The following is a 19399-nucleotide window of genomic DNA, read 5'->3' as shown; positions in this document are numbered from 1 at the left end:
AAGTTAGTCTCCTTTTTGTTGGTCACGCTGATCGGCCTGTTCCAGCAGATCCAGCAGGTTGTATAAGATATGATTCTGCGTCTTCTCATGCGTAAACGCTAGTTTGCGAAGCAACTTATGATGCCGTTCCGAAATACGCACCTGGCGAGGATAAGACTCTCCTTTTGGAGGTTCACCGTTGATCACCTCATCAATGGCCAAAGAGCCACTTCGACGAGCCCGGGTTGTTTTAACTACCGATGCCTTATCTGCAGGAGCCGCATCAGGTGTCGTCAGCTTGGCTTTTAGCTCATCTTCGGTGAAAGTAGTCCCCCGGCCCTGGGCAAAGTCTGCTTCTCCCCGGTCGATTGTATCCCGTAGCGACTCCAGAGCGGGTACAGCGACCGGTGGCTCGGGCGTCTCATCAACCGTAGTCGCCTGTGGCTTTGGTGGAGCCGGAATCATGGTTGAGCTGAACCGGGCGGCTTTAGCCGTATTATTCTGCCGGGCGATGTCTGACAACTTGGGTTTATTCTCGGATTTGGCCATGAGCTTCAATGGTTGGTAAAAGGTCTTCGATTTCAATAAACAGGTCCTTTAGTCCACTGTTGCGCAGGTAAGGGGCAGGCATGGGAAAAAGGGTTGACAGGTTAGCGGAATCCTGATAGGAATCTCGCTGCGGAATTCGGCTCTTGAGGCAGGTAAATCCATATTCGGCAAATCGTTCTTCCAGTTGATCGGCTACCTCACCATCCCGCGAAGGCTTGTATTTATTCCAGACAATTCGGCAACGATCAGCCGGTAACAAATCAATCTGTCGAATAGCATTTAGGTAGCTGAAACCCGTCGTTACTGCATACCGCGAGGTTTCCATGGGAACGATCAGGTAGTCCAGTTTTCCAATGGCCGTCTCGTAGCCGTCCACATCGATACTACCTGGCATATCGATCAGCACCAGCCTTACGTCATCGGGTAATTCAGCCAGTAGTGCCGGCACATCGCCAGGCGTTCCGGAGAGAATGGCATAGGGCTCCACTCCCTGCTCATCGAAACGCGAAGCCGCTTCCTCGTCGAGGTGTTCATGCTCGTGCAGGCGCTGATTGTAAACCGATAATTGGGAGCCGTCGACGTCCAGCAAAGCCACCTTAATTCGGCGCTTGTAATGCAGCCATGAGGCCACCAGAACGGACAGTGTTGTTTTTCCCATTCCACCCTTTTGGGTAGCGAACGCAAGGATCAGGGGCGGGCTGGATTGCCCGGCGACAGCCACCGGTTTGGGCTGCGAAGATTGGGTAGTCATAAGGTTCTGTCTTTGATTATCGGGTCAAAGAAATGACAAAATTATTGATTGACAATGTTTTTTGTTGACAATGTTTTTTGTCAATCATTTTGTTGACAAAATGACAAGTCAACTTAACAACAAAAATCTTTGTCAACTTATTGACGCTCATCTGTCATTATGTTGACAAGTCACCTAAATAACAAAATGACTAAACGTTAAAGTGACTAATCCATTACTTACTCCAAGGTCTAACTGGATAGTCTTGACCTATCACGTTAATGACAAAATGACTAGTTGACAAAGTGACAAAGAAAACAAGGCTAAATAAGGCCTAGTCACTCCCAAAGCCAGCCTTAGAAAAAAGTTTGCTGGCGGCAAAAGCAAGATGTGTTTTTGTCATGACAAAAACTTCTGACCACCTCAGGGCGGTCATTCATACAATGGGCCTCCGAAGTCGGCCCGTTAAACCCAAATCAATCACATGGAGAAACAATTTTACAAGGGTGGGGCACCCAAAAAGCCAGAAGATGAAAAGCGGGAACGGTTCGTTCAGGTTCGCTTCAAGAGTGATGAATACAAGGCCCTGGAGATGCGTAAATCAAAAACAATGTCTCCTGACATATCAAGTTTTGTACGCTCGGTTTGTTTGGAAAAACCCCTGTTAATGAAAACCCAGATGGAGACTTACCAGGATATTGCCCTCTCGCTATTGCGCGAAATGCGAAGCGATTTGTTGCGTATTGGCGTCAACATTAACCAATCATCCAGGCGTATTAACAGCACAACGGATTATCATGATTTGCAGCGTGACGTTAACCAGATGAGCGAAAACATGAGTCAGCTGGAGGCTCAGCTACGCACATTGATGGGTAGGGTTTGTGGACAGAATGAACTGACAGATCAGGCGAGCTATGATCACGCGAATCAGTAGCGGAAGCTCACCCGCCGGTGCCGTATTTTACAACGAGCAGAAGGTTGGGAAAGGGGAAGCAGACCGACTGGCCATCCGCAACTTTGAAGGCATTCGGGTCGCGCCACAAAACCTGACACCAACCATGGTAGCCGATAAACTGGAGGGTAGGGCAGCCCTCAACGAACGGATCAAACTGCCGACTTTTCACGTGAGTCTGGCACTGGCCAAGGGTGAACTCGTACCAGCGCAGGATCTGCTAGCCATCGCTGATCAGTACATGCAGGGGATGGGCTACGGCCGTCAGCCCTATGCGGTTTACCAGCATCACGATACCGAGCATCCCCACGTGCACATCGTTTCCGTGCGGGTGGATGAGATTGGTAAAAAGATACCGGATAGCTACGAACGGGAACGCAGTAATAAACTACGTCAGCAGATCGAGAAGGAGTTTGGTTTGCAAATGGCGGAAAAGGTTGGCTTGCGTCCGGAGCGGGCTGAGCTTAAACCCGTCGAGTATGGCAAGGGTGATTTGAAAGCCGGTATCTCGGCCGTCGTGCAGGGGATTCTAAAAGACTTCTCGTTCAGCACGTTTGCCCAGTTTAACCAGCTGCTGAAAATCTACCATGTACAGGCAACTGAAATCCCGCTGGACGGTCAAAAGCCAGGGCTGAAGTATTCGGCCATTGATGCCCATGGCAATCAACTGGGAGCCGCCATCAAGGCCAGTAGCCTGGCTTACCGACCAACCCGGGAAACCATCGAGCGCCGGATCAGTGCCGGCAAGAAAATTAAAGGGGACCGAATCGGTCCCTTACGCAAAGCCGCCGATGGCCAGCTTGGTCAGAGTAAAAACTGGGATGACTTTCAACAGCGATTATCCCGGATGGGCGTGGAGGTCATTCCGCACCTGGGAAAGGATGGCAATTTGTTCGGGATCTCCTACATCGATACCAAACAGCGGATTGTCTACACGGGTAGCGAACTGGGCAAATCCTTGACCGCAGGCTCGTTAAAAGCCGCTTTAGGGGAAACCTACCAGCCGCCCAGCGTCCGGGAAGTCAGGACCGAGAAACAACGCGTCGAGCGAACCGCGGCAGGGGAGGGCAGGCAATCTAAACCGCAGCAGCCCACCGATCAGGCTCCCGCTCAGGAACGAAGCTCGAAACCCAAGTCCGAAGAATCATCCAGTACTCATGTTGACCTCATGCGTCAATTGCTGTATGCCCTTGGGGATACCAGCACGACGCAGGATAGTGAACAGGATTTAAAGAAAATGCTCCGAAAAAACCGTAAACCCCGATTATCATGAGAGACGAACGTAGAAATTATAATAACCAGCTGGAGATGTTTTTATGGGCCGGACTGGCCTTCCTGGGTCTGCATTTGTATGTAGAACTCTACACCTTCTTTTCAAGCCTTGGTCTGGCAAATCCTTACTCAGACAGTATCCTAAATAAGGCAACGGCCAATTCAAAAGTGTTTGCCACGCCGTGGACCTTAAAACTTTTGGGGGGAGCCTGCATTACGGCTTACGGTACAACCAGCCACGGCGTAAAGTCAATGACGCTACAGGCCGGTTCCGTCTTCAGGGCTGTTATCATAGGCGTTATATTGTACGTTGGCAGTACGCTTATCCTGAGAAGCAATAGCGTTTGGCTCCTGCGTTACATGGATGTCAATAGCCTGAGTATCGTTTACCTGGTTATGACCGTTGCCGGCATGCTTTACCTGATCAAAGGGACTCAGGGAATCAAACGACTATTATTTTCTACCATCGGCAAGGATCGGTTCAACACCAGGAATGAAACCTTCCCCCAGGAGGAGCGGCTGCTGGCTAACCCCCGCTCGGTAAACATTCCAACCGAGTACGAATTTGAGGGCAAGCGAAAAGGTTGGCTCAATATTACAGCAACGGACCGGGCACTGCTGTTGATGGGGTCACCCGGATCAGGAAAGACATTCGGTATCATTCATTCCGTCATTCGGCAACACATGGAAAAAGGACTGGCCATGTATGTCTATGATTTCAAATACCCGTCACTTACCATGGTCACCTATAACGCCTTAATACGTCATCAGAAGAAGCTACCCGAAAAGATGAAATTCTACTGCATCAATTTCGATGATCCCCGTAAGTCGCATCGAAGCAATCCGATTCATCCCAGCTATTTACCGACGATATCGCACGCGATTGAAACCTCACGAATGACCCTGATGAACCTCAACCGCAAGTGGATTGAAAAGCAGGGTGAATATTTCGTAGAATCCCCCATCAACTACGTAGCGGCCCTGATCTGGTTTCTGCGAACCTACGATAAAGGACAGTACTGCACGTTTCCCCACCTGATCGAGCTGGCCACGCGCAACTACCGGGAAATCATTCCCATCCTGATGGACCACCCTGATCTGACGCCCCTGACGGTTCCCTTTGCTTCAGCAGCTCAGGGAGGGGCCGTCGATCAGCTGGAGGGGCAGATATCGACCGCACAGATTGCCTTAGCCAGGCTGGCAAGCCCAGCTCTGTACTGGACCATGAGTGCGCATGAATTTTCGCTCGAAATCAATGATCCGAAAGAACCAAAAATTCTTTGTCTGGGAAATAATCAGACTGTGAAGGAGACGTACGGCGCGGCCCTGGGGCTCTATAATTATCGCATTATGAGCCTGATCAACAAGTCGGGTCAACACCCCTCATCGTTAATCGTCGACGAATTACCCACTATTTATTTTAAAGGGATTGGTGAGCTGATTCAGACGGCTCGCAGTAACAAGGTAGCCGTTACAATCGGTATGCAGGACTTTTCCCAGCTGGAGAAAGACTACGGCAACAAAGAAGCCGAAGCGATCAAAAATACCTGTGGTAACATCATTTCGGGGCAGGTCTTTGACAAAACGGCGGAGGCCATGCAGAACCGGATTGGCAAAAACGTGCAGCGAAAAGAAAGTATCAACGTGCAGTCGGAGGATACCACGCACGGCTTTTCAACGGAATTGAACTGGATGGTGCCAGCCGCTAAAATTTCTCAGCTGAGCCAGGGCTGGATGGTTGGTGTATTGTCCGATTACGTGGGTCAGGAGAGCGATAAAAAGGCCTTTCACGCCAAAGTTGCGATTGATGTAGCCGATTTCGAGAAAGAACAAAAAGCGAAGGAATTGCCCAACTTTTCTATTTTTGCCAAAGACGACGAGAAAATGATGGCCAAGGTGGAGGTCAACTACCAAGAAATCAAGCTGGAAGTGGCTAACCTGGTTGCCTCAGAACTCGGTCGTCTCAATGATAAATACAAGAAGTAATGGGAGATGTAGACATGGCCGTCATTTCGCAGCGACTGGTTAGCTTGCGCAAACACCTGGGCGAACAGCAGGGCGGTAACCTAACCATCCAGGACCTAGCCGACAATACGGGCATTCCTTTCCATAAAATGATTCGCCTGGAACACGGGAATGGGGCAATCGTTTCAATGATAATCCTGTTACTCTTTTACCGAACCCATGGCTATAACCTTGACTGGATACTTTTTCCGGACAATGCGAATATACCGATGAGAGTAGCATCAGGCGATGACGCGCTGGTCATTAGTGAAATGATCAAGAAGTTAACAAGTCGCCTTCAGGAGGATTATTCAGAGCTGACAACTCATTTAACCCGTCTTGGCTATTCTTCTTTGGAAAATAAGCAGTTTGCCCCTTCAGGCACGGACGCCGAAGCGCCTTTGGTCTTTGATTTTACCTCATAGAACCAGAGCCGACGGCGGAGTAAAAAACAGAAGTCAAACGGGTCCACAACAGACCCGTTTTTCTTTATTACGTAATGTAGATGGGGCCCAGTGGCCAGGCCCGTTTGACCTACCCGGCCCAACTCCTGATTTCGCGTCAACGATTGCCCAGGCTTCACGCAATAGCCGGTTAAGTGTCCATAGGTCGTCTCGAAGCCAAACGCGTGCTGTAGCTGCACAAAAACGCCTAAAGCAGGGTCATGTCCCACTCGCTTGACGATGCCGGCAGCAGTAGCTTTTACGGACATCCCCAGGGGAGCCTTTACGTCGACACCGCCGTGAAATCTCTTTTGCCGGTGGATCGGGTGCAGGCGCAGTCCGAAAGGAGAGCTGATGCGGAATGCCTGCAAGGGAACGTCAACCGGCAAGACCGAGGGCAACAAATCCAGATATTTCGATTCAGGCGGGAATCTGTCCACCAGGCGTTCAACTTGTTGATAGGTTTTAGTTGTCCGCAAAAGAACAACCTCCAGCGAATCACGCACGCGCATCAGTGAGTCCGAAAGCGGTATTGTCGTTTCCTGGGCAAGCGAATCAATAGCGGGAAAAGCCCCGTCAGACTTACTCAGACCAGTTTGGCCTACACTGGTCTGAACCCAGGCAAGTAAACCAATGACAGAAAGCGAACACCCCCTAAATGTAATAAGCATAATATGCATATTTTGAGTAACAAAAATGCATATTTTAACTTTAGGATATTTATATTTCCTACATTTACCACAAACTTTATTGATAATCAACCCAAAACCTTTATGCCCATGAATCCAGCAGTAGGGTACGCTCAAACACAGGCCGATGGTTTAGACAACATTGCGCCCACCTCACTCCAGGGTCAACAGGCCTGGCAGTATGCACAGTCTGACAATTTTTTAAGTGCTGAAGAAGCCTCGGCCGTTATGCGTCAGCAGCTGGAGCCTTACCGGGCTCAGATCGAATCCAAGTTAGCGCAGCTTGGTTATCCGGCTGATCACCTGGCTAAACATCCCCGGATGGAGGAAGCCCTGTTCAGTGGTCAGAAAACCGATAACGTAAAAGTGCTGGTTACACCAGAACTGCAATTGGAAGGGCGGTTACGTATAGTCATGACCGAGAACGGCCCGGATATCTGGATTACGCCAGTCCAGGGGCAAATAAGCATTCCTGATGAAGTAGAAGGCGTCAGGTTGTCGAAGGGGGAGAAACAGCAATTAATGATGGAAGGCGCTTTACCCCGGCCCTTTCTGATGGCCGATCAAGGTGGATACGTCCCAACCTATTTGCGCATCGATGAGCAGACCAACACGGTCGAGCTATGGCGCATCCGGCCCGAAGTACTACCCACCAAATTAATGGGCATTGACCTGACCAAAGATCAGCAGCTGCAACTGGCCAATGGTCATGCCGTTCGGCTGAGTGGATTGCTGGATCAACAGGGCGAACCCTTTACCGCCACGGTTAGTATTTCAGCCGCCCAAAAAGAACTCCAGTTTTCCGACATCAGCCGCCTGTCTCCCAGTCTGAAGCCAGACAATGATCATCGGCAGCAGTTGGCCCTCAACAATGAAGGAGCCAAAACGGATGTAACCCGCAATCAGGAGCTGAGCACCGGCCAAACGACGGTCAGTAACCACCAGCGGGAAACCATGGAGCAGTTACTGGAGGGCAAACCAGAGCAGAGAATAGGGTCACCCAAGCAGCGTCTTCAGTAAGCTAGACACCCACCACCACTATGACAAAATTTGATGAGTTAAAAGAGCGCTTTCCCAACCTGATTCCCGTTCAGGAATTGCGATCCAATGTCTCCATTGTTGAATTAGCCGTTCAATGGGGATACGAACCGCAGCTACACAAGGGCAAAAGCCGACCGGTACTGGAGCATCCGGGCTACAGGGACACGATTATTATAAAAAACCCGATGGATGCCGCTCAGCAGATCTACCAACGGGCTGGCGATTTTACCGATTCAGGTACCATTATTGATTTTATCCGGAACCGGCTATCAACCGTCTTTTCAACCTTTAATCGACCGGGTGAGCACGAGTTTAAGAATATTACCAACGTGCTTTATGACTACCTGCGTATCGACCCGCAGCACGTCAGCCAAAACCGCAAGGTCACCACCAAGCTAGCCGAGCAGGGCGTCAAGCAGCCGTTCACCAAAGAACAGTTCGATATCCGGCCGCTGGAAAAGGACAATTACCTGAATCAGCGACACATTGGGGCTCAAACGTTACAGCGGCCTGAATTTGCCGGAAAGGTTGTTTCCCAGATCACCTATTTCGATCCAGCCAGTGGCCACGCAGACAACTTCCTGACGGCGAAAGAGCACCCAGAACGTAAGTACCTTACGTTCTCCAATGTAGCTTTCCCCTATTTCAATGGGCAGTCGACTGAAGTAACGGGTATGGAACTGCGTAATGATAAGGTGAAACTGCACGCACCCGGTAGCGACCGACTCAGCAGCGTCTTTGTATCAAATCCTCCGCCTAAAACCGAGCATTTTTACGTCATGGAAAGTGCCATCGATGTGATTTCTCATCGACAGCTCCGCAGTATCGAGGGTAATGACAAATTCGATTCGGTTTACTTCTCGACCGGTGGCCAGCTTACCCCCCAGCAGGTCAACACTATGGCCCGCTACATTGGCTCGTTTGAGAAAACGGACAACTGGAGGATTCACCTGGCGTTTGATAATGACGAATCTGGACACCGGTTTGACCTGCAATTCATTCAGCAGCTAACGGCCGTAAAATTCCCCTTGAGTCCAACGATAGCGACGACCGGCCGGGTAGGATATTTGTTGCCCGAGCAGGAGGTTTACCGGCCTATTCGTGAAAAGCTTTTGACCCGGATTGATAATTTCAACATAGACGTACAGGCTCAGTTTGCGCGCGTTGATGGCGATACGTTGGGACAAAAGGAACTGAGTAGCCAGTTGATCACCGTGAGCCGGGCGGGGGAGCAGGTTCAGATCAGTATTCCGGAAGCATGTCCGTCGCTATCGGCCGTCAGCAAGTTACTCCTGGAGGTTACCGGACTCGATCAGCGTATCAACCTGGAAAAGTCCTGTGCTAAAGACTTCAATCAGGAGTTGAGCCGGGAAGTCAGTTTAAGGCAGAAATTTCGGTATATAATCAAGGACGACACCGGATCTGTCCTGGTGAACGGCAATTCGCCAATCATGATGGCCCGCTCGATGCAACAGATGAAGCATCAGACGGAAGGGGAGGGAGCAACCAGATCGTTCATCCTGAGCGAACGGCAACCCTTCGGTTTTTTAAAGCCCCAGGTAGAAATACGCATTGAGCAGGGTGTTACTACTAAATCAATGCAAACACCCGAGTTCGATGAACGGATTCAAACGGAAAGGAATCAACGAAGTCAGAGCCATCAACCTGGTGAGGGACGACAGGAAAAACAGGCCCTTAACCCGGAGAATAAACCAAAAATTGGCCAACTACCTGAGCAGGACCACAAAACACGCCAAATTAAACCTCAACACGAATGAGTAGGGAAGCGCTTAAATTTACAGATCTCGATGCCTTTCTGTCGGTTATGGAAGAGCAGGGATTTGGTCAGCAAGCTCATGCGATTATTTATGAACGGGATAAGTTGCCGTATTGCTCTGCCTATTTGATCCCCACCGAATTACTGCCAGCGACATTCGATCTCACCATGTCCCCTATTTTTGGGGGCACGCTTACCTGTGTTCAGGAAGTAAATTATCTCGGTACCGAGACATTTCACACGGACTTTATGATATACCCCCTGTCATTAACGGGCTTTGTTGAAGTAGATGGTGTTTCCCCGATTACTTTTGCTGATGATAAGCAAGAGCGGGACAAGCACATGATCTATGTAATCAACCTGGAAGATGGAGGGGGACAGGAGTTTTTTCTAACCGTAGGAGGTGGCCTGATCAATCTGTCGACAGATGCTGATGAGCAGCCTCAGGAATTTAAAACCTTCAAACTGGTGGAAAAGAAAATTCACCAGATCCGGGATAGGTATCCAGCCACGTGCCGGATATATGCGCTGGACAAAAAAGAGTTTGATAACCGACGAGTCCTGTTACAAGCTCCACCCGGTGAACCGTCCACAGAGTAACAACATCAAGCTCCATAATTATTGGGGCTTTTTTATTGAAAAGTTGGAAAGGGAAAAGAAACTGAACTGGGCGTAAAAAACGGCATAGTTGCGCCAATTGTACTAGCTGCAATTATGGCTCAAAACGGGTAAGGGCAAGAGAAATCTAAGCCCTATTTTTATGCTTCTTTTTTACATTAAATGATACTTTTATTTGCATATCATGTAAAATTGACGTAAATTCATACTGTTAATCAATCAGTTAATCAAAAATCAAAGAATCATGACACTGGAAAAAGAAGTACTCTTCGATTTTGAATTTACCTACACCCCCGGCGAAGCTCCCACCCGTGACTATCCCGGCGACAGTCCCGAAGTACGGATTGTTAAAGTTCGTCTGAATGGCGTTGAAATTCCCCTTTCGGCCATTACTGAGCAGATGCAGCAGGAAATGATTGAACAGGTCATTGAGGAGTACTACTAAACCCAACGCCCGACGACCCAGCGGGCTAAGTCTGGGTTTTCTTTATTCCCTTTTACAGTTCTATTCCATGAACGCGCTTTCTTCTCCTGTAACCTTAACGATTCGCCAGCAAGCGACCATCTTAGCGTGGCAGTTAGTACGGGCCGCCCGACTACCCTTTAAAGTCGCACAGTCCCAAGCGTGGGCAACGGTCAAGCTATTGAACCAAATGCAATCCGGCCCCACTGAATTTAGCTACATCAAAGACGACCGCACCCGACGCGTAGCCATCGGGGAGCGGCCAGCCCCGGCCACTGATAAGCCTTTAGTCATTCGCTATTTCGATGTTGAAGCGGGGGGTATCCGTTCGTTTCGGATTGATCGGCTGGTCACTGCTTAAAGAATAACCGTAGGCCGGAGCGGTTTTAATCCGGCCCTTACTTCACTTTTTACTTTTCAGATACTTCTCATTTTCCAACATGGCAAAGCAATTAACAACCGCCCAACCCTCAGCCGAGGAAGCCACGAATACAGCCCAACCAACGCTAAAACCTTACCAGATGATTCGGGAGACAACCGGGGAGGTAATCAACAAGTACAAGTATTTAGAAGGGCACCCCCGCCAGTATCGCTTTGATGCCAAGGAGGGTGTTTTCAATATCAATGGTTCGGAGAAGTTAGGCCGCACACTCACCTTTCAACCCATTGCATGGCGCATATTCAATGATAATATCCTGAACATGGGTACTAAAAACTGGGCTGAAATTTTCTTCATCGATGAGCAGAATTGCGTATCGGCGGTGCTGTTTCACGGCTATTCGGTGGACAATATTTTCCGGCTCATCGAACCGCTGTACTACGACGATCTGACGCTGGCCGACGTGGTCATTGAAGCAGTGGCCGAGAAGAAAGAGTACACCAAGAGCCAGCCCAAAGGCGTGTATTATATTGCTACGTTCAGTTATAAAATGGCCGCAGCTGAACGGTCAACCGAGTTAAAGCAGTTTTCGCAGGAAATAAAAATTTTCCGGCAGGAAACCCTGACTGACATTGCCAATCTGAAAACGTCCTTTAACTACTACAATCCGTTCTGTCACAGCTCCACACCGGAAGCCCTGCCCGAAGGCGTGGACTACCCTCAGGTTCGGCAGGCGGTTGAGGAGGTCTACCAGATAAGCAACGGGCAGGCTTAACTTTTCACTAACGGCATCCGGTCGCTGGCTCCCAGCCGCGACCGGACTAACCTTTTTTTTATGACTGAATTTCGTTCATTTTCCCCCACGGACCATTCCGTATCCCCCGCCACTACTGACGTAGCCAAATTGCTACTTAACGCCTGGAGTGCCGAGTTTGCCCTTCGTATCAAACCCATCAGTACTGACCGCCATTACCTGATTGGTTCCCTTAGTTGGGTATACCCCCAGGCTTATTTTTCCGTCCTGTTTTCCGTCAGGGCCGTACTGGCCGTGGATGGCATCCGGATCGCCAACCCGGCCCGTATTGAGACCCAGCTAACCAAATGGGTGCAGCAGGGCCTGTACGGGGTAGACGAAGCCTTAAATGAACTAGTGCACCTGATGCAGCACGGCCCCCACCGGCTGGCCGGCATCAGCCCCCTGAGCGGACCCGAAGCCGCAGCCCTGCACGTCCAGCTAACCCAGCAGCTAAATACAGTCTCGCTTATTCACGAATCCTATCTCCATAGCCGAATGGGAGCCAGTACCTATCAACAGCTAATCGACGGACTACCGGCCTACCTGCGGGAAGGGGCCCCCGCAGCACGGGCCACACTCCTGCAAAACCCCGACTAATTCACGCCTAAGAAAAGCCAACCGGTTACCGGTTGGCTTTTGCTAAATGTTAATCAAAGAATCAAAGATGATCCACCAATCGGACGGCGGTTTGTAGCTTGGTCAGATTAATCGATCAGGTCAAATATAGCTACTGCAAAACGAGCGTAAAAAGGGGAAGGAAAATGAGTTGAGTTAATTTTTACACTAAATGATACTTTTATTTGTATTTAATGTAAAAACTAGTAAATTTACTCCTGTTAATCAACCATAAAAGAATCATGAAACTCTTAAAAATTGACCCCAACACCCGCACCGTAGAGGCTGTGGAATCCAGTGGCAAACTAGCCGATTTGTGCCAGTTGCTGGACTGTCGTTTAATTGATGCGTGCGCCCGGCAGGACAACGGCGACGCGCTTATTATTGACGACGAAGGATTGTACCGCCACCCCCAGCCAGCCGCCTTTTCCTACCGGGGTGTTCGCCATATCCACGGTGTGGCCCTGCTGACTGGTTGCGATGAAGAAGGCGAAACGACGGAGCCAAAAACCAGCATCGAAGAGGCCATCCGGCATATCGAATGGCAGGGTAATTACCGGAGTTTACCCCGTATTCACGTAATGGTTTTCCCCTCCTAACCCTTTTTCCCCTTTCCAACCATGTCCTATCGCACATTACCCCGTTACGCCAACAGTGATTTAGGTGAATTCAGAAACCTGCTGTTTGGCTACCCTATCAAACCTCAAAGTGGGGCACAGACCTTCGGCACCCTGTTTCATGCCCTGCTGCTGGAGAATAAGCCGGATGCCGCCCTTACCCCTGCCCGGCTTAAACAGGCGCAGACCATGCGCGATGCCGTTCTAAAGAACCTCACCAGTCGCCAGCTGCTGGAACTGGCCAGTAAGGAAGTAGTGAAAATCTGGGACGACGACCGTACGGGCCTCCTCTGTAAGGCAAGGCTGGATTTGTGGGAACCTGACCAGGCGTTAATCGTCGATGTCAAGACCACCAGTTGCCGAACGTACGGCGATTTTTTAAACCAGTGCGAACAGTACGATTACGACCGGCAGGCCGCTTTCTACGTGGATGGGAGCCAGGCCCGGCGCTACGTCATTCTGGGCGTTCAGAAACAGGCTCCGTTCTCGGTGTTCTACTTTGAGGCAACCGCCTGCCGGGGCTGTATCGAAGGAGGCCGCAAAAAGTACCAAGCATTACTGAAAAGCATCAAAGAAGTCGGTTTCCAGCCAACCTCCTGGGCATCATCTATTCCTTCACTGGTTTAACTAATACTGCCATGTATTTCGCCAAAATTACCAACCACTGTAACACCAAAAACCGGCTACAGGAGTACGTCAGCAAACAACTTAAGCCACTGGAGTGCCTGACTGTGGAGGACCCAGAAGTATTTAAAAAGCATCTGGAAACAACGGTGCACCGGGCCAACCTTAAATTTCCCCGTTGTCGGCCACTGGTATCCTACTTACAGGAAGCCTATTCGAAGGGTGATTTTACCGCCGGGGTAGGCGAACTCATTCAATTTAGTCTGTATAGCCAGCGTGGCGTTTTTGCCGGTCCACCCGAACCCGTTCCCATTACTCCAAAAGAGGGTGTCCAGGCCTCACTTTTCGCTGATTAACCAATCAAGCCGGTGCCAAATCAGGCACCGGCTTTACCATAAACTGCATATGCCACAGTCTGCATTATTCACCCCTAGTCATGACAGAAGCCATTCGTATCGAGATCCTGTTTAACTCCGTGGAAACGCAACTGGCCCGGCGCTGGGCTTTTCACAACGTACCACCGGTTTTTGCAAACCGGCCCGCCCTGTATCTGCGGATCACGGTCAAGGCCTGGTGGCAGCTCTATCATGAAGCCACCAGCGCCCGGCTGCAGTGCAACCGCCAGCGCTGGGAGCGCACGGCTGCCTACCCGGCCGTGGCTCTCGATACGCCGGCACTGGTGGCCAGCCTGTTCCAGATTCATCAACTGCTGGACCTGGAACCTCTCCAGACGTACCGCTGCCTGTTCCCGGCCGAAGAATCCGGTATGGCGTTACTAGCCCTGATAACTGACTACTATACTAACCATCACCATTAAATATGGATACAAATTTTGTAGTTTTGGCCCCAATGGAAGAACAGGATTTCCCATTGGAATGGACGCGCGATCACTTGCTGGTAGCCGCCCAACGGTACATTACGGTACTGGAAAAAGCGAAGACGCTGCTACCCGCTGCGGAGGATCGGCTTTTGTCAGGCTCGGCCGGCACAGTCTACCTCAAAAAGATGGGTCACCGCCCGCTATCGGGCGAAGACAGTGAACGCCTTATTCAGACCCTGGGCACTGATGACGATAAGCGGGCCCTCATCAGCTTTAGCCAAGCGCAGCAGATTCTCAGCGAACGGCTCAGTAAAACCAAGGGCATCCAGTTCATCATGGAACAGGCTGGCGTACCGTACCTCAAGCAACGCCGTCGGCTTTCCAAACCCGAACTCTGGAAACCCCATGAAATGATTCAGGTCGTTGAGGTACTTAAACGAATGCAGATTTAAACCTGGCTGTTTCCGCTCACGATGAAGCCATTCGCAGGAGAATTCAGACGTAAGATCTCCTGTTTGATGAACGATAAACTGATTAATTTCAATTTCGTAGCCTATTTTACCCGTCATCCATAATCCTTTTGAATATGAAATTTAGCCTTGATCCGAACAGTGAACGGTGCCTTTATAAAGAGCGGGGTGAACGGGTCTACCAAATCGGGTGTTTATGCCGAATCGTACATAAATCCTCATGACCCCTGTATCCTGTATTGAAAGAGTCCCCTCAAAAGGGTACATTGATTGCCGGTACAAGTTCTGGAAACAGGTTTAATCGCTCTTTTGCTCAAAAACGCCCGTGGGCGTACTGTACCCGAAAACGTTCGTTTTCGTAAACTGCCGATTGTCGAAGTAATTGGCACTTCGCGTGCTCAAGACAGTCCTGCCACTTGGTAGCCGCTGAATTGTCCCTATGGGGTTTTCAGACTCGTTGGACGGGTATTAGGCCCCGCCATGAGGTTTTATGTACGATTCGGCATAAACACCCGATGAACGAGTCGCACTAATTCGGTAGATCTACCCTATGTGAGACCTAAGCTATCTAAAATGGCATTAATTGATTGAGATGTTTCGGTACGGACAGTCGGTCCTAATGGAAAAAGTGAGGGTGTTGATAGATCTGTTTTTGGTTTGGTCTTAGTCTTCGGTGCTTTTAGCTGATCAATGCCTAACGATTTCACTAAGTAAGCCGTAGGATTCTTAATGTCCTGGCGCAGACCACTCGCTAGTTCCGAGTTAACCCGAAAAAAAATTTCCAGTAAATTATGCTCTGAAGCAATCAAATCTTTCTGCCAGTTCTTAAGCTTGTAATTTTTCATTAGCTGCCAGGCAGTTATAACGGCTTCATTGATCGACATTTTATTAACAGTCTCCTGATCCTGCCTGATGCCTTCAACGGCCAACTGAAGGGTCGTTTTGACGCTGAATTCAAGTTCAACTATATTCTTGCCTACTTTCTTAGTCGGTATCCAATCAAGGTTAATGCCTGCTTTCTCCTGTAGTTGGCGCTGGGCTACCCAGAGCGCATTTTTTTTGAAATCATTAAAAGTGTATCCTTCAGGACAATTCAAAATGTCCATCAATAGATCCACCTGGTAAGTAAATCTGTATTGACCCCGGCACTGGTACATACTGACAATGTCAAACATACGCTTGGCGTAAACCGAAGAGAGTGATAACATAATATCGCATTCATACTTGGTATAACGCTTTCCTAACTGAGCAAAATGGGGCACCACATCAGCAAACATGGTTAGCTCGATCACTTTTTTTCCGTCAACAATTTCCGATTTGATGCTGGGGAAAGGAACAATAAAATGAAACTTTTGAGTTTTATCATTTCGATAACTTATACGTTTTAGCTGAAGTGTTTCAGCCGCATTGGCTACCTGATCATACCGCTTCGTGGTTAATTCAGCGAAGGGTATATGAAAACGAAGGTTAGTGTCCGGTTTAATCTCGCCCTTCAACGCCATATGACCAATTTGATTGATTACTAAGGTGACAATATTCTTTTCCATCTCGGTAAACTCTTGCCGTGATTCAGTGAAGAAATTGGGCTGATAGTTGGTCGAATGTCTACTAAAAAGGGTAGGGGCAGAAAGTACAGGTTCCGGTGTGTTACTCATGTGGATTGGCGTTGGGTAAAAGTTTGTGAACACTCAAATTTAGAAAAAGGATTTTATTTACACAAACCTCCTTTTTAGTGAAAAGTCACCCTTTAAAACACCTACTAAACCTCCGTTTTCTAACCCTGAGTTTTTCGTAGACATGTGTTTTTATCACACAATAACCTCTTGTTCGAATTTTTTTGCCTTAAAAAAGAATGGATTTGCCCGTAAAAATCTTGACCTACTAAACCTCCGTTTTCAAGGATAGTACCTACCAAACCTCTTTTTCAAACCTACTAAACCTCTCTTTGTGGCCTACCAAACCTCCGTTTGTTATGATAATAATACCTACTAAACCTCCGTTTGTTGCCTACCAAACCTCCTTTTTCTAGTCATAAATAACTGACAATTAGTGTTTTATAAGCCCCGTAAATCAATCAAACAAATTATTGATAAAAGGATAAGAGATCAAAGCGAAAAAATTTGGTGTAAAGGGGAAAAAAGGCTGTTGCAAACAAAGAACCACTTATTTACTTTTATAGTAAATAAGTCTCCTATACTTCCAGCTTATACTGATGCCCAGAAAACCCACCAAACGAAACGACGAAGCCCCGCTGGATACCCTGCGCACCGTCCTTAAAACACAGGCTGTTGCGCTTTCGCCGGGTATTAACCAGATTAGCGGTACGCCCCCGGCTGATCCCCATCTGGAGTACTACTTCATTCCCATGCAGTTTATGAACCAGTATCAGGCTTATAACCAGCCCGGTAAGCCCCTGAAAAACCTTAAACTCATTAATTATAACAAGCCCGCCATTTCTCTGTCCTTCTTTTTCAAGCATAAGTACTCCATTGAGCGGGCCGTCACCCACGGCGACGTCGTGCTGCACATCAAGAATTACCGCGATGAATTGCTAAACCGGTCACTGACCGAGCAGCTTAGCGTGGGCCAGCTTAAAGAACTTCAACAGACCGACCAGCTGCTGCGTACCATTCGGGAGCAGCCCGATGCTTACCAGGCCTGCTTTTCTAATTATCACCACAAATATTACTACTGGTATTGCGCCTACCGCTATTTTGATGATCTGGCTACGATGAAAACTACCACCTCTAGTGAACATTTGCTTAAGCATACCGAGCGGGTAGGACATGTGGTGCATGAACGGCTTAACATCATTTTCATTGATCCCGAGTACATCAATGAATCCGTTCCCCACGATCACAAACTGATTGATCGAGAGTTAAAAACTTTTCCTATTCACCTCCGGCAGGGAATTACCACGCTATATCTTCGGGAGATTTGAGACCACACAGGAGTACCTAACACATTTGGGGGTGTATCTAACACAAAGATGTTGTTAAGTTCTGAATATAAAACCATTACAGAAAGTTACCCCTATTTTGGGTAAGCGTTATTTGTAATTGGGACAGTCACTTATAAAAAGGGGTTAGAACCGCCGTTGAAAGCTGATCTTAGCAGTGTTTTTACTCTTAAGGGTCAAAACAGCTTTAAGAGCATCAAAATTGTATGCTTTTCCATATACCTAAACAGTAAAATTGTTATCTGCTGTAAACGACTGACAAAAGCATAAGTTTCTGCGTAACTGTCTGAATGAAAGACAAATAATCCTGTTACATGGCGGATATACCCCAAATGTGTTACGTACAGATATACTGATGATACAGGATAGATTAAAACTACAACGTTTATAAATATCAATCTTATGAGTATTTTTTATAAACCTAAAAGAAATAAAATTTATGATATGAGTTTTTTTAAAACCTTGTATTGTAGATTTGTATTAATAGTGAGTGATTGAAACAACATAAAGTAAATGACCAATGAGCACGGACGGTAAAAAAGGGGTAAGCGAAGAAGCAAAACAAATGGCAAGAGAGATCCGGGATCGCTTTGTCAGTTTTGTAACGCATAAAGGTTTATCTGAGGTTTCGGACAAAACCGGTTGCAATTATCAAGCATTGCGTAACAGCGCGGTCACGGGTTACAACCCATCACTTGAAACAGTCTGTCAAGTCAAACTTGGCTACGGCGATGAATTTGACGAGGTGTTTGTATTCACAGGGAAGGCATTCCAGATGGATAATCAGCCCCCTATTCCCGTATCACAGGTCGCTGAAAGTCAGGTCGAGAACCTGAAAAGCAAATTGATAGAGTTGCAGGAAAAGATAAGCGAAAAAGACGATCTGATCAGCTCTTTGAAACAGGATAAAATCCACTTGCAAAACCATCAACAGTTTTTGGTGGATATGATTAGAAAACCAGTAGACACACAATAATCATGAACGATACTATGAAAACAGACTCGAATGTTATCAGAGAAATGGAGCGCCTTTTAGAGCAGTGGAAAACCGAGATTAGCCAGTCTACATTGAAACAGAGCGCACAAGATACCTACGTTCTGCACCCGAATAATTTTGTGAGATGGGTTAAAGGCGATTTCCCAATCAGAGGTTATAAAGCCAAATAGATTAAAGAAAGGGCTTTGACCCTTTCTTTATAAATAAATAGGTAGATCTTCCGAACTGTGTACGATTCGGAAGACTAACCCTACATGAGAATAACCATTTACCTGGTAGGTAAGCCTTAACGCTTAGCAGCCTGGATCTTAGCCGTTCGCAGCATTTCCTCGGCTACAGCTGTCGCTTCCTCGTACCCGTGCCGCTTTAACGTCACGACATAGCGCTCATAGCGGGTGATTACACTGGCTACACTAAAGCTTTCCCGCCGTAGTTGCAGCGTGTGGTAATCAGCCGGCAGGATGGAAACCAGTCTGGGAGACAACTCCACGAATACTAAGGAAACATGGGTCGGAAACGTGACGGTATCCACAAAAACCAGCCGGCCAACGGCCAGCGCATGCAAAGCAATTCCTCTCTCTGTCATCGTATGTAGTAACGCAAAG

At 48.2% G+C, this 19399-nt stretch carries 23 protein-coding genes; 18 read left to right on the top strand and 5 right to left on the bottom strand.

Features of this window, described 5'->3' with window-relative positions; translation table 11 throughout:
• Positions 1 to 3: 3 nt before the first annotated feature.
• Both B156_RS0111060 and B156_RS0111055 read right to left on the bottom strand, forming a co-directional pair.
• Entirely contained in the window at positions 4 to 528 is a 525-nt protein-coding gene (locus B156_RS0111060; protein WP_018619767.1) for a hypothetical protein, read from the bottom strand.
• Positions 509 to 1279, bottom strand: a complete 771-nt coding sequence (locus B156_RS0111055; protein ID WP_018619766.1) for a ParA family protein — start codon at positions 1277 to 1279, stop codon at positions 509 to 511. Before B156_RS0111055 ends, B156_RS0111060 begins: the two co-directional genes overlap by 20 nt.
• Before the next feature lie 463 nt (positions 1280 to 1742).
• On the opposite strand from B156_RS0111055, the gene B156_RS0111050 reads away from it, so the two are divergent.
• Genes B156_RS0111050 through B156_RS31350 form a run of 4 tightly spaced genes read left to right on the top strand, consistent with a single transcriptional unit; the run spans position 1743 to position 5911 of the window.
• On the top strand, positions 1743 to 2192 hold the full coding sequence (locus tag B156_RS0111050; RefSeq protein WP_018619765.1) for a plasmid mobilization protein: 450 nt from the start codon (positions 1743 to 1745) through the stop codon (positions 2190 to 2192).
• On the top strand, positions 2173 to 3483 hold the full coding sequence (locus B156_RS0111045; protein ID WP_018619764.1) for a relaxase/mobilization nuclease domain-containing protein: 1311 nt from the start codon (positions 2173 to 2175) through the stop codon (positions 3481 to 3483). The genes B156_RS0111050 and B156_RS0111045 overlap by 20 nt, the downstream gene beginning before the upstream one ends.
• A complete protein-coding gene (locus B156_RS29060; RefSeq protein WP_018619763.1) occupies positions 3480 to 5468 on the top strand; it encodes a YWFCY domain-containing protein in 1989 nt (662 codons plus the stop codon). Before B156_RS0111045 ends, B156_RS29060 begins: the two co-directional genes overlap by 4 nt.
• Positions 5468 to 5911, top strand: a complete 444-nt coding sequence (locus B156_RS31350; RefSeq protein WP_018619762.1) for a transcriptional regulator — start codon at positions 5468 to 5470, stop codon at positions 5909 to 5911. Before B156_RS29060 ends, B156_RS31350 begins: the two co-directional genes overlap by 1 nt.
• Here the strand turns inward: B156_RS31350 and B156_RS30795 are convergent.
• Entirely contained in the window at positions 5830 to 6600 is a 771-nt protein-coding gene (locus tag B156_RS30795) for a M23 family metallopeptidase (protein WP_157627004.1), read from the bottom strand. The genes B156_RS31350 and B156_RS30795 overlap by 82 nt on opposite strands.
• A gap of 108 nt (positions 6601 to 6708) precedes the next feature.
• Between B156_RS30795 and B156_RS0111025 the strand changes: the two genes are divergently transcribed.
• The 12 genes from B156_RS0111025 to B156_RS0110970 all read left to right on the top strand — a co-directional run bounded on the left by B156_RS0111025 (position 6709) and on the right by B156_RS0110970 (position 14820).
• Positions 6709 to 7638: a DUF3945 domain-containing protein gene (locus B156_RS0111025; protein ID WP_169518254.1), complete on the top strand. Its 930-nt coding sequence runs from the start codon at positions 6709 to 6711 to the stop codon at positions 7636 to 7638.
• A gap of 20 nt (positions 7639 to 7658) precedes the next feature.
• Positions 7659 to 9437 carry a toprim domain-containing protein gene (locus tag B156_RS0111020; RefSeq protein ID WP_018619759.1) on the top strand — a complete coding sequence of 593 codons (1779 nt, stop codon included), beginning with the start codon at positions 7659 to 7661 and terminating at the stop codon, positions 9435 to 9437.
• On the top strand, positions 9434 to 10036 hold the full coding sequence (locus tag B156_RS0111015) for a hypothetical protein (RefSeq protein ID WP_018619758.1): 603 nt from the start codon (positions 9434 to 9436) through the stop codon (positions 10034 to 10036). Before B156_RS0111020 ends, B156_RS0111015 begins: the two co-directional genes overlap by 4 nt.
• A gap of 262 nt (positions 10037 to 10298) precedes the next feature.
• The gene (locus B156_RS0111010; RefSeq protein ID WP_018619757.1) at positions 10299 to 10499 is read left to right on the top strand and encodes a hypothetical protein; all 201 of its coding nucleotides are present in this window, start codon (positions 10299 to 10301) and stop codon (positions 10497 to 10499) included.
• 67 nt (positions 10500 to 10566) lie between these two features.
• A complete protein-coding gene (locus B156_RS31345; RefSeq protein WP_157627003.1) occupies positions 10567 to 10878 on the top strand; it encodes an SH3 beta-barrel fold-containing protein in 312 nt (103 codons plus the stop codon).
• A 160-nt stretch (positions 10879 to 11038) separates the two neighbouring features.
• A complete protein-coding gene (locus B156_RS0111000) occupies positions 11039 to 11671 on the top strand; it encodes a hypothetical protein (protein ID WP_018619755.1) in 633 nt (210 codons plus the stop codon).
• Positions 11672 to 11731: 60 nt separating this feature from the next.
• Positions 11732 to 12289 carry a hypothetical protein gene (locus B156_RS0110995; protein WP_018619754.1) on the top strand — a complete coding sequence of 186 codons (558 nt, stop codon included), beginning with the start codon at positions 11732 to 11734 and terminating at the stop codon, positions 12287 to 12289.
• Positions 12290 to 12549: 260 nt separating this feature from the next.
• Positions 12550 to 12906: a DUF3846 domain-containing protein gene (locus B156_RS0110990; RefSeq protein ID WP_018619753.1), complete on the top strand. Its 357-nt coding sequence runs from the start codon at positions 12550 to 12552 to the stop codon at positions 12904 to 12906.
• A gap of 21 nt (positions 12907 to 12927) precedes the next feature.
• Entirely contained in the window at positions 12928 to 13551 is a 624-nt protein-coding gene (locus tag B156_RS0110985; protein WP_018619752.1) for a PD-(D/E)XK nuclease-like domain-containing protein, read from the top strand.
• Positions 13552 to 13562: 11 nt separating this feature from the next.
• Positions 13563 to 13904: a hypothetical protein gene (locus tag B156_RS0110980; RefSeq protein ID WP_018619751.1), complete on the top strand. Its 342-nt coding sequence runs from the start codon at positions 13563 to 13565 to the stop codon at positions 13902 to 13904.
• Between the two features lie 80 nt (positions 13905 to 13984).
• Positions 13985 to 14365, top strand: a complete 381-nt coding sequence (locus B156_RS0110975; protein ID WP_018619750.1) for a hypothetical protein — start codon at positions 13985 to 13987, stop codon at positions 14363 to 14365.
• A gap of 2 nt (positions 14366 to 14367) precedes the next feature.
• On the top strand, positions 14368 to 14820 hold the full coding sequence (locus B156_RS0110970; RefSeq protein WP_018619749.1) for a hypothetical protein: 453 nt from the start codon (positions 14368 to 14370) through the stop codon (positions 14818 to 14820).
• Between the two features lie 566 nt (positions 14821 to 15386).
• Here B156_RS0110970 and B156_RS0110965 read toward each other — a convergent pair.
• Positions 15387 to 16493 (bottom strand): replication initiation protein, encoded by a 1107-nt coding sequence (locus tag B156_RS0110965; RefSeq protein ID WP_018619748.1) that lies wholly within the window; start codon positions 16491 to 16493, stop codon positions 15387 to 15389.
• Between the two features lie 557 nt (positions 16494 to 17050).
• Here B156_RS0110965 and B156_RS0110960 point away from each other — a divergent pair.
• Both B156_RS0110960 and B156_RS0110955 read left to right on the top strand, forming a co-directional pair.
• Positions 17051 to 17779 carry a hypothetical protein gene (locus B156_RS0110960; protein WP_018619747.1) on the top strand — a complete coding sequence of 243 codons (729 nt, stop codon included), beginning with the start codon at positions 17051 to 17053 and terminating at the stop codon, positions 17777 to 17779.
• 538 nt (positions 17780 to 18317) lie between these two features.
• A complete protein-coding gene (locus B156_RS0110955; RefSeq protein ID WP_018619746.1) occupies positions 18318 to 18773 on the top strand; it encodes a hypothetical protein in 456 nt (151 codons plus the stop codon).
• A gap of 307 nt (positions 18774 to 19080) precedes the next feature.
• On the opposite strand, the gene B156_RS0110945 is transcribed toward B156_RS0110955, so the two are convergent.
• Entirely contained in the window at positions 19081 to 19380 is a 300-nt protein-coding gene (locus tag B156_RS0110945; protein ID WP_026260757.1) for a hypothetical protein, read from the bottom strand.
• Positions 19381 to 19399: the final 19 nt, after the last annotated feature.

The organism is Spirosoma luteum DSM 19990, assembly GCF_000374065.1.
Taxonomy (GTDB): domain Bacteria; phylum Bacteroidota; class Bacteroidia; order Cytophagales; family Spirosomataceae; genus Spirosoma; species Spirosoma luteum.
The sequence above is the reverse complement of the archived record's forward strand: the minus strand, read 5'-3'. Positions and strand labels throughout refer to the sequence as shown.

Bases quoted from the DNA above. Each gene is read 5' to 3' on its own strand.
- B156_RS0110985 (WP_018619752.1), top strand. From the start codon at position 12,928: ATGTCCTATCGCACATTACCCCGTTACGCCAACAGTGATTTAGGTGAA.
- B156_RS0110980 (WP_018619751.1), top strand. From the start codon at position 13,563: ATGTATTTCGCCAAAATTACCAACCACTGTAACACCAAAAACCGGCTA.
- B156_RS0110975 (WP_018619750.1), top strand. From the start codon at position 13,985: ATGACAGAAGCCATTCGTATCGAGATCCTGTTTAACTCCGTGGAAACG.
- B156_RS0111020 (WP_018619759.1), top strand. From the start codon at position 7,659: ATGACAAAATTTGATGAGTTAAAAGAGCGCTTTCCCAACCTGATTCCC.
- B156_RS0110960 (WP_018619747.1), top strand. From the start codon at position 17,051: ATGCCCAGAAAACCCACCAAACGAAACGACGAAGCCCCGCTGGATACC.
- B156_RS31345 (WP_157627003.1), top strand. From the start codon at position 10,567: ATGAACGCGCTTTCTTCTCCTGTAACCTTAACGATTCGCCAGCAAGCG.
- B156_RS0111060 (WP_018619767.1), bottom strand. From the start codon at position 528: ATGGCCAAATCCGAGAATAAACCCAAGTTGTCAGACATCGCCCGGCAG.
- B156_RS30795 (WP_157627004.1), bottom strand. From the start codon at position 6,600: ATGCTTATTACATTTAGGGGGTGTTCGCTTTCTGTCATTGGTTTACTT.
- B156_RS0111055 (WP_018619766.1), bottom strand. From the start codon at position 1,279: ATGACTACCCAATCTTCGCAGCCCAAACCGGTGGCTGTCGCCGGGCAA.
- B156_RS0110995 (WP_018619754.1), top strand. From the start codon at position 11,732: ATGACTGAATTTCGTTCATTTTCCCCCACGGACCATTCCGTATCCCCC.
- B156_RS29060 (WP_018619763.1), top strand. From the start codon at position 3,480: ATGAGAGACGAACGTAGAAATTATAATAACCAGCTGGAGATGTTTTTA.
- B156_RS0110965 (WP_018619748.1), bottom strand. From the start codon at position 16,493: ATGAGTAACACACCGGAACCTGTACTTTCTGCCCCTACCCTTTTTAGT.
- B156_RS0110970 (WP_018619749.1), top strand. From the start codon at position 14,368: ATGGATACAAATTTTGTAGTTTTGGCCCCAATGGAAGAACAGGATTTC.
- B156_RS0110955 (WP_018619746.1), top strand. From the start codon at position 18,318: ATGAGCACGGACGGTAAAAAAGGGGTAAGCGAAGAAGCAAAACAAATG.
- B156_RS0111050 (WP_018619765.1), top strand. From the start codon at position 1,743: ATGGAGAAACAATTTTACAAGGGTGGGGCACCCAAAAAGCCAGAAGAT.
- B156_RS0111010 (WP_018619757.1), top strand. From the start codon at position 10,299: ATGACACTGGAAAAAGAAGTACTCTTCGATTTTGAATTTACCTACACC.
- B156_RS0110945 (WP_026260757.1), bottom strand. From the start codon at position 19,380: ATGACAGAGAGAGGAATTGCTTTGCATGCGCTGGCCGTTGGCCGGCTG.
- B156_RS0111000 (WP_018619755.1), top strand. From the start codon at position 11,039: ATGATTCGGGAGACAACCGGGGAGGTAATCAACAAGTACAAGTATTTA.
- B156_RS0111015 (WP_018619758.1), top strand. From the start codon at position 9,434: ATGAGTAGGGAAGCGCTTAAATTTACAGATCTCGATGCCTTTCTGTCG.
- B156_RS0111025 (WP_169518254.1), top strand. From the start codon at position 6,709: ATGAATCCAGCAGTAGGGTACGCTCAAACACAGGCCGATGGTTTAGAC.
- B156_RS31350 (WP_018619762.1), top strand. From the start codon at position 5,468: ATGGGAGATGTAGACATGGCCGTCATTTCGCAGCGACTGGTTAGCTTG.
- B156_RS0110990 (WP_018619753.1), top strand. From the start codon at position 12,550: ATGAAACTCTTAAAAATTGACCCCAACACCCGCACCGTAGAGGCTGTG.
- B156_RS0111045 (WP_018619764.1), top strand. From the start codon at position 2,173: ATGATCACGCGAATCAGTAGCGGAAGCTCACCCGCCGGTGCCGTATTT.